7 protein-coding genes are annotated in these 6,994 nt (G+C 71.6%); 4 read left to right on the top strand and 3 right to left on the bottom strand.

Annotation, left to right across the window (positions count from 1 at the left end; all coding sequences use genetic code 11):
* Positions 1 to 207 precede the first annotated feature (207 nt).
* Together ACFYZ4_RS37815 and ACFYZ4_RS37810 are read right to left on the bottom strand one after the other, a co-directional pair.
* A complete protein-coding gene (locus ACFYZ4_RS37815; protein ID WP_390786125.1) occupies positions 208 to 1,161 on the bottom strand; it encodes an NAD-dependent epimerase/dehydratase family protein in 954 nt (317 codons plus the stop codon).
* Entirely contained in the window at positions 1,158 to 1,829 is a 672-nt protein-coding gene (locus tag ACFYZ4_RS37810) for a ScbR family autoregulator-binding transcription factor (protein WP_390786124.1), read from the bottom strand. Before ACFYZ4_RS37810 ends, ACFYZ4_RS37815 begins: the two co-directional genes overlap by 4 nt.
* Before the next feature lie 102 nt (positions 1,830 to 1,931).
* Here ACFYZ4_RS37810 and ACFYZ4_RS37805 point away from each other — a divergent pair, with 102 nt between their 5' ends.
* A complete protein-coding gene (locus ACFYZ4_RS37805; RefSeq protein WP_390786123.1) occupies positions 1,932 to 2,903 on the top strand; it encodes a ScbA/BarX family gamma-butyrolactone biosynthesis protein in 972 nt (323 codons plus the stop codon).
* Positions 2,904 to 3,026: 123 nt separating this feature from the next.
* Here ACFYZ4_RS37805 and ACFYZ4_RS37800 read toward each other — a convergent pair whose 3' ends face one another.
* A complete protein-coding gene (locus ACFYZ4_RS37800; RefSeq protein WP_351304123.1) occupies positions 3,027 to 3,383 on the bottom strand; it encodes a zinc ribbon domain-containing protein YjdM in 357 nt (118 codons plus the stop codon).
* Positions 3,384 to 3,524: 141 nt separating this feature from the next.
* Here ACFYZ4_RS37800 and ACFYZ4_RS37795 point away from each other — a divergent pair, with 141 nt between their 5' ends.
* From ACFYZ4_RS37795 to ACFYZ4_RS37785, 3 genes are all read left to right on the top strand, one after another.
* Entirely contained in the window at positions 3,525 to 5,153 is a 1,629-nt protein-coding gene (locus tag ACFYZ4_RS37795; RefSeq protein ID WP_390786122.1) for an AMP-binding protein, read from the top strand.
* A 111-nt stretch (positions 5,154 to 5,264) separates the two neighbouring features.
* Positions 5,265 to 6,461 carry a serine hydrolase domain-containing protein gene (locus ACFYZ4_RS37790; protein ID WP_351304129.1) on the top strand — a complete coding sequence of 399 codons (1,197 nt, stop codon included), beginning with the start codon at positions 5,265 to 5,267 and terminating at the stop codon, positions 6,459 to 6,461.
* 118 nt (positions 6,462 to 6,579) lie between these two features.
* Positions 6,580 to 6,792, top strand: a complete 213-nt coding sequence (locus ACFYZ4_RS37785; protein WP_390786121.1) for a hypothetical protein — start codon at positions 6,580 to 6,582, stop codon at positions 6,790 to 6,792.
* Positions 6,793 to 6,994: the final 202 nt, after the last annotated feature.

The following is a 6,994-nucleotide window of genomic DNA, read 5'->3' as shown; positions in this document are numbered from 1 at the left end:
TCCACGAACGCACCACCGAACAGCTCCGCCAAGGACTCGTCCCACTCGTCCGGCACGACGCCACGCACGTCATACGCCTTGACGATGTTCGAAAGGTCGGGCATTTCCACTCCTTCGGGGGGACCGGCTGTGTCCCGGACGCTACCCGCCGCCCTCCCCGGCACAGCCCGTCCACCCCTCAACCCGCTGAGGCTTTGGCAGATCGCCTCAGCCCGGGGCGGTCCCGCCCCTCTCCCGGTACCACTGCGCCGCCGCGCCGAGCCGGCTCAGCGGGCCGGGGCCCGGCGCGATCCCGGCGAGCCGCCAGGCCTCGTCGGCGCGGTACCAATGGTCCCCGGCCAGCAGCGTGAACTGCCGCTCGCTCACCCATCCCGGGGTCGCGGCCAACGCCTCCAGGCACCTGCGCCACGGCCAGTCCCCGACGGGACGCGCCGGCAGCACCCGGTGGGCGGCGAGGGCGGCCATGAGGTCGCCGTTGCGCACCGGTACCGGGTGGTGGGCGTGCAGGACGCCCGCGGCACCGGCCGCGGCGCCGTCCTCGAGCGCGAACGCCGTGATGAGCCGCGCCAGGTCGTCGACGTCGACGAACGAGGCCCGTCCCGCGCCGCCTCCCCACGCGCCCGGTACCCGCCGGAAGGCGTCGGCGAGGGCCGGTACGACCCAGCGGTCGCCCCGGCCCAGCACCAGCCCCGCGCGCAGGACCAGCCCGCCGGCGTCGAGCACCGGCCCCTCCCCCGCCAGCCGGCTGCTGCTGGCCACCGAGACCGGGGCGGGCGTCAGCTCGCCGACGTCCTGTCCCGTGTGCGGGCCCGGCCCGTAGACGGCGCAGGTCGACAGCTGGACGATGCGCGGCACGCCGGCCCGGCGCGCCTCGGCCATCAGGGCCGCGGTGCCGGTGGAGTTGACCGCCGTACAGCGGTCGGCGTCCGGTCCGATGAAGGAGGCCAGCGACAGCAGGACGTCCGCGCCGTCGCACACCCCGCGCAGGGATTCCTCGTCGGCCAGGTCCGCGCCCACCCAGCGCCCTCCGTACGCGATGGGGGGACGCGTACGGGACACCGCGCGCACCACGGCCTGCGGGTCCTGCTCGGCCAGCCGGCGCAGCACCGCCGACCCCACGAATCCCGTCGCCCCGGTGACGACGATGTGACGGGCGCTCACCCCCGCTGCTCCGCCCCGGGTTCCGACTCCTTGGGCCGCTGCGTCGGCGGCAGCGTCAGGCGCATGTTCCGGCGGGTCTCCTCGGTGGCGACCGCGGGGAGCAGGTAGCGCCACAGCGAGGCGATCCGCTGCGGCAGGTCGGCCCGTCCGGTGGACGCCTGGGAGAAGAGCTGCGCGCCGGTGAAGGAGCTGACCAGCACCCACGCCAGTTCGTGGTCGTCGACGTCCGGCTGGAGTTCGCCCTTGGCGCGGGCGAAGCGCAGCTGCTGGCGGAACTCCAGCACCCAGGCCTGGTAGGCGACGTCGTCGCGCAGGCCGAACTCGCCCTGTTCCACGGCCAGTCGGACGCCGGCCCGGAGCACCGGATTGTGCTGGAGCTCCTCCGAGAGGTAGAGCGTGATGTCCACCAGGTGCTGGAGCCCGTCCTCCCCTTCGGGGAAGACCAGGCCGTCGCCCTGGCCGACCATCACGGCGTAGGCGAGCTCCTCCTTGGAGCTGAAGTGGAAGTACATCCCGCCCTGGGTGACGTCCGCCCGCTTCATGATCTTGCTGATGCTGGCCCCGCTGAAGCCGAACTCGTCGAAGACCTCTGCGGCGGCACGCAGGATGGCCGCTTTGGTCTGAACTGCCCTGAGTTGAGGCGCGCGTTGCTGCTTCCGCTCTGACATGGACACCTAATCTCTCTCGACAAAAAAAACGAACATCCTTTATTTTAGGACCCAGCGCCACACAAGCACCAGCTCATGTCCGATGTCCAGGGGGGCTCAACCATGACTGTGTCAGCTGATCATTCCGTCTCGTCCGTCGCCGCGCTCAGCAGCGCCTTACCGCGGGAGTACGTCCACAAGAGCGCACACTCCGAAGTCCTGCTCACCGGTTGGCGCACCGTCGCACCCGACGAATACGTCGTCACCGCCCAGTGGCCCCGGGCCCACAGCTTCTACTCGCCCGACGGGGGCCACCACGACCCCCTCCTCCTCGCCGAGTCGGTCCGCCAGGCCATTCCGCTCCTGAGCCACGTCGCCTACGAGGTCCCTTTCGGCCACCGCCAGATCTGGGACACGTTCAGCTACTCGGCGAACCCGGAGGCTCTCGTCGTCGGTCCGGCGCCGGCCGACATCGAGCTCCACATCAGCTGCTCCGGCGTCACCCGCCGGGGCCGAAGACTGGCGGGCCTCACCATGCACGTCACCGCCACGCGTGACGGGGAGTTCCTGGGCACCGCCGAGGCCGGCTTCACCAACCAGTCGCAGGCCGTCTACCAGCGCCTTCGCGGTACGAACGCGGACCTCGACCACGTGGCCGCCCGCATCATCCCGCTGCCGCCGCCGCTGACGCCCCGCCGCGTCGGCCGCGACCGCTTCCACGACGTGGTCCTGTCCCCCACCAGTTCCGCGCACCGCACCCAGCTCCGGGCCGACATCAACCACCCGATCCTGTTCGACCACCCCGTCGACCACGCGCCCGGCATGCTGCTCCTGGAAGCCGTGCGGCAGGCCGCGTACGGTTCCGCCTTCCCCCGGCGGGGGGTCCTGACCGACCTCGAGATGCGGTTCTTCCGCTACGCGGAGCTGAACTCGCCCTGCTGGATCGAGACCCTCCCCGCCGCCGGGGAGACGGCCGCGACGGGCCGCCATCCCGTCCGCGTCCTGGCCCGCCAGAACGGCGAGGACGTCTTCACCGCCACGGCGACGATCACCACCGCGGCGCCCGTCCCCCTCCGCGTCTACGCCGCGCCCTGATCCGTCCGCCCGGGAGTGACCGGCCGGAAGTGACCGCCGGATGAACGACGAAGGCGCCTGACCGGGCCCCCGCCCGACAGGCGCCTTCCTCTTCCCCGCGGAGCAAGCGACGCTCCGGTCCGGTCAGACCTTCCTGACCACGCTGGACTTGAGCTGCATGGACCCGAAGCCCTCGATCCTGCAGTCGATGTCGTGGCCGTCGACACCCTCGACGAGGCGGATGTTGCGCACCTTGGTGCCGGCCTTGATGCCCGTCGGGCTGCCCTTGACCTTCAGGCCCTTGACGACCGTCACGGTGTCGCCGTCGGCCAGTACGTTGCCGACCGCGTCCTTGATCACCCGCTCCCCCGGGGCCTCGCCGGGCTCGCCGGACGCGAGCGGCCACTCGTGCCCGCACTCGGGGCAGACGAGGAGCGCGCCCATCTCGTAGGCGTACGCACCGGCGCATGCGGGGCAGGGAGGCAAGGGTGTCTCGGTCACCCCGACAGTATATTTCAGGCCATCCTCGCAGGTCGGCGCACACGTCCCGGCTCCGGCGTGTGCGAGAGTCCGGTCGGCGCGGTTCACGAGGGGACGCCGGACCGCCGGGCCCCGCTCTCGCCACCCAGTCCAGGAGGTCATGTGTCTGCCGCATCGAGCTACGCGTCCGGGGTCTGCGAAGTGCCGCTGCTGGGCGACACCATCGGCGAGAACCTGGACCGCACCGTGCGGAGGTTCCCCGGGCGCGACGCCCTCGTCGACGTGGCCGCCGGGCGCAGGTGGACGTACGCGGAGCTGGCCGCCGACGTCGACGCCCTCGCGCTCGGACTGCTGGACCTGGGCATCGTCAAGGGCGACCGGGTCGGCATCTGGGCCCCCAACCGCGCGGAATGGACGCTGGTGCAGTACGCCACCGCGAAGATCGGGGCGGTCCTCGTCACCGTGAACCCCGCGTACCGCTCCCACGAACTGGAGTACGTGCTCCGGCAGTCCGGGGTCCGGCTGCTGGCCGCGGCGGACCGGTTCAAGACCTCCGACTACGCGGCCATGATCGAGGAAGTACGGCCGCGCTGCCCGCTGCTGGAGTTCGTGGCCCTGCTGGGCGGATCCCTCTGGGACTCCCTGCTGGAGCGGGGCCGCCAGGGCGATCCGGCGGAGCTGGCCCGCGCGCAGGCCGCGCTGAGCCCCGACGACGCGATCAACATCCAGTACACCTCGGGGACCACGGGCTTCCCCAAGGGTGCGACCCTCTCGCACCACAACATCCTCAACAACGGCTTCTTCGTGGGCGAGCTGTGCCACTACACCGAGCAGGACCGGGTCTGCATCCCGGTGCCCTTCTACCACTGCTTCGGCATGGTGATGGGCAACCTCGCGTGCACCAGCCACGGCGCGGCCATGGTGATCCCGGCTCCGTCCTTCGAACCGGCGGCCACCCTCGCCGCGGTGGAAGCGGAGTCGTGCACCTCGCTCTACGGGGTCCCCACCATGTTCATCGCCGAGCTGACCGATCCCGGCTTCGACGCGTACGACCTGTCCAGCCTGCGGACGGGGATCATGGCGGGATCGCCCTGTCCGGTGGAGGTGATGAAGGAGGTCATCGACCGGATGGGCATGACCGAGGTGTCCATCTGCTACGGGATGACGGAGACCTCGCCCGTCTCCACGCAGACCCGCGCCGACGACTCGGTCGAGCGCCGGGTGTCCACCGTGGGCCGCGTCGGACCGCACCTGGAAGTGAAGGTGGTCGATCCGCAGTCCGGCCTGACGGTGCCCCGCGGGGAACCGGGCGAACTGTGCACCCGCGGCTACTCCGTCATGCTCGGCTACTGGGAGGAGCCGGAGCGGACCGCCGAGGCCGTGGACGCGGCCCGCTGGATGCACACCGGCGACCTGGCCGTCATGGACGACGACGGCTACGTGAGCATCACCGGCCGGATCAAGGACATGGTGATCCGCGGCGGGGAGAACCTCTACCCGCGCGAGATCGAGGAGTTCCTCCACACCCATCCGGACGTCCTGGACGTCCAGGTCATCGGCGTGCCCGACGCGAAGTACGGGGAGGAGCTGATGGCGTGGGTACGGATGCGCGAGGGCGCCGAGCCGCTGACCGCGGCCGCCGTGCGGGCGTACTGCGACGGACGGCTGGCCCACTTCAAGATCCCGCGCTACGTGCACGTCGTGGAGGAGTTCCCCATGACCGTCACCGGGAAGATCCGCAAGGTGGAGATGCGCGAGGCGGCGCTCCGACTGCTGGAACTGCCCTCTTAGGGCGGCGGGTTGCGGCGGGGACCGCCGCCCGCTCTGCCCGATGATCTTCAGTAGGCTCGATTCACTGCCCCGTGCCGACCTTCTGACCAGAGGAACACAGTGCGCCTGCCCATGAACCGCCGTCTGGCCCTCAGCACAGCCCTGCTCGCGGTGATGGCCGCGGTGGCCCCGGTGACCACCGCCCACGCCGCCGGTACCACCCCCGATCTCGAGGCGCTGACCCAGGCGCTGCTGAACACGACCGACGCCGGAGCACCGGGCGCCCTGGCCCGTTTCAGCGGCCCCGACGGCACCCGCACCCGGGCCGTGGGCGTACGCGACCAGAGCACGGGCGCGCCCATGCAGCCCCAGGCCCGCTTCCGGATCGGCAGCGTCACCAAGACGTTCTCCTCCGTCGTCCTGCTGCAGCTGGTGGGCGAAGGGCGGATCGACCTGGACACCTCCGTCAACCGGTACCTGCCCGGCCTGCTGCCCGACGACCGCATCACGGTGCGTCATCTGCTCAACCACCGCAGCGGGCTGGCGGACTACACCGACGCCATGTTCGAGCACACCGTGCCCGGCTTCGAGGCCGTGCGCAACAAGGTCTTCGGCTACCAGGAGCTGGTGGACCTCTCGCTGGCCAAGCCGCGGACCGGCGAGCCCGGCGCGGCGTACGGGTACTCCAACACGAACTTCGTCGTCGTCGGCATGCTCATCGAGAAGGCCACCGGCAATCCGGTGGCCAAGGAGTACGAGCGACGCATCATCCAGCCGCTGCGGCTGCGCAACACCGCGTACGTGCACCCCGCCACGCGGATCGGCGGCGTGCACACGCGCGGCTACCTGCACCCGGACGAGGCCGGCGGGCCGCTGGTCGACTCCACCGAGCAGACGGTGTCGTGGGCCCAGTCCGCCGGTGCGATGATCTCCGACCCGGCCGATCTGAACACCTTCACCTCGGCCCTGCTGGGCGGCAAACTGCTGCCCGCGCGGCTGCTGGACGCCATGATCACCGTGACCCCGACCGACGCCACGAACACCCGGTTCTACGGGCTCGGCCTGCGGCGCTACGACCTCTCCTGCGGCACGTCCGTCTACGGGCACACCGGCACCGTGCAGGGCTTCTACACCTACGCCTTCTCCACCCGCGACGGCCGCCGCAGCCTCGCCGCCATGGCGAACACCTCGAACAAGGGCGAGGCGAACACCGCCCTCGGCGGAACCCTCGAAGCCGCGTTCTGCGGGAAGCAGGCCACGAAGGCGACCAAGCGCGGCTTCGGGTTCGCCCCGGCCGAGGTGGACCTGCCCGAGCACGACGTGCGCTGACGCACCCCCGGTGCGGGCAGCGTGTCGTGCCGCCGGCACCGGCCGGGTTCGCCATCCTGGGCGGGGCGCGGTCTCGCGGAGGCCGCGCCCCCTCCCCCACGGCGAGAAGGAGCACGGCATGCCCGCGGACACGATCGGACGTTTCCTCGCGGCTTTGGACCCCGGCCAGCGGGAGGCCGTCAGCGGCAGACCGCCGGAGGAGCAGGAGCGTCTCGCGGCCGCGTGGGAGCGGGAACTGGAGTCGGACGAGGAGCTCGACACCCTCGACGAGCTGTCTCCCCCCGCGGCCGAGGCCGAAGCGGCCCGCCGCGTCATGGCCCGCGAAGCCTGACCAGCACGCCGCCACCGGGGCTCGGCCCCAGCCCCCGCCGGGCTCCGCCCGAACCCGCGCCTCAAACGCCGGCGAGGCTGGATTGTGCGGCGGGGTCGGAGTGGTGCAGCGCCACTGGACGGTGCGGCTCAAAGATCGGGGCTCCGCCCCGGACCCCGCCGGGCTCCGCCCGGACCCGCTCCTCAAACGCCGGAGGGGCTGA

This window comes from Streptomyces sp. NPDC001513, from assembly GCF_042894695.1.
GTDB lineage: Bacteria > Actinomycetota > Actinomycetes > Streptomycetales > Streptomycetaceae > Streptomyces.
The sequence above is the reverse complement of the archived record's forward strand: the minus strand, read 5'-3'. Positions and strand labels throughout refer to the sequence as shown.

Bases quoted from the DNA above. Each gene is read 5' to 3' on its own strand.
- ACFYZ4_RS37810 (WP_390786124.1), bottom strand. From the start codon at position 1,829: ATGTCAGAGCGGAAGCAGCAACGCGCGCCTCAACTCAGGGCAGTTCAG.
- ACFYZ4_RS37805 (WP_390786123.1), top strand. From the start codon at position 1,932: ATGACTGTGTCAGCTGATCATTCCGTCTCGTCCGTCGCCGCGCTCAGC.
- ACFYZ4_RS37785 (WP_390786121.1), top strand. From the start codon at position 6,580: ATGCCCGCGGACACGATCGGACGTTTCCTCGCGGCTTTGGACCCCGGC.
- ACFYZ4_RS37790 (WP_351304129.1), top strand. From the start codon at position 5,265: ATGAACCGCCGTCTGGCCCTCAGCACAGCCCTGCTCGCGGTGATGGCC.